This is a genomic window from Oribacterium sp. P9 (assembly GCF_046365365.1).
Lineage (GTDB): Bacteria > Bacillota > Clostridia > Lachnospirales > Lachnospiraceae > Oribacterium.
Genome location: NZ_JBKEIS010000047.1, coordinates 1 through 1,173, shown reverse-complemented (window position 1 = coordinate 1,173; position 1,173 = coordinate 1). Strand labels below are relative to the sequence as shown.

Genomic DNA, 1,173 nt, shown 5'->3' with positions numbered 1-1,173 from the left:
TTGAAGACACTCAGGTTGTTAAGTTTTGCTGTCTGCGCCAGGCTGTAGATGATCGCGCTGGCTTCGGCACCGGCCGGTGTATCGTGGAAGTAGAAGTTTTTCCGTCCCACGGCATACGGTCTTGCACCACAGCTTTCGGTGAAGTTGTTTGAAATCGGAATTCTGCCGTCCAGGAAATAGTTCTCCATGTACGGTTTCTGATTCTGGGCATACGTCACCGCTTTCCCCAGCAGGCTGGTTTTGCTTGCTGAGATCTGATCCAGGGATTCCCAAATCTGATTCCAGATCTCGTGTTCCTTGGATGCTTCTCGTTTGATTTTGCGTTCCTCCGCGCTGAGATCGATGAAGCCTCGCTCGATTTCAAACAGCTTCGAGCAGAGATTTACGATCTTTGCGGCAGGTGACTTGGACTTACCACTCTTGCGGTCCTCTGACGGTATTGCGTCATAGAACTTACGCCGGAAATGTGCCAGGCAGCCACATCGGAGGACGCCCATCGGCAGATGATTGTATCCCTGATACCCATCTGCCAGGAAGTACTTGCCGCTGAACGACTGATAGAAGTTCTGCGGTACCGATCCTGCCCGTGAAGGATTGTACTCATAGAGCATGATCGGAGGCAGGCCATCGAGATTCGCTGAACAGTGGATCCACATGTAGGATTTCTGCTGAGCCGTCCGACCATCTTCCTTGAGCACCTGGCATGGCGTCTCATCTGCGCAGGTGACTTCTCGCTCGAGGAGGTGCTTAACCAGCGCATCGTACAGAGGCTTCATGTACTTCTTGCCACAGTAGATGCACCAGTTCGCCAGCGTTGCACGCTGGATCGATACGCCCATCTGTTTCCATTCCTTTTCCTGCCGGTACAGAGGCATGGAGTTGATGTACTTCTGGTACATCACATACGCAACGGTCGTCGGCGATGCCGGACTGTGCGGAATCAGCGGAGATGGAACCGCGGCGCGGGCAAATCTTGCGTATCCGGTCTCTTCGTAGCATTTCTGACAGCGGACCGTCTCCTGATAGATGTTCACGAGGCGGATCTGAGCCGGAATGACCTCCAGTTCGGTACGGACTTTCTCCCAGCCGACACGCTCCATGGTGTTGCCGCATTGTGGGCAGATCTTCGCATCCTGATCAAGATGACACAGAAGGTCTCTCGATGGAAGCTTG

Annotated in this window: 1 protein-coding gene; it reads right to left on the bottom strand. The window is 53.5% G+C overall.

Going from position 1 to position 1,173, the window contains the following annotated elements; translation table 11 throughout:
• The coding region (tnpC, locus tag ACK8P7_RS10925; protein ID WP_410044227.1) for an IS66 family transposase at nt 1–1,173 on the bottom strand (1,173 nt) is incomplete at both ends.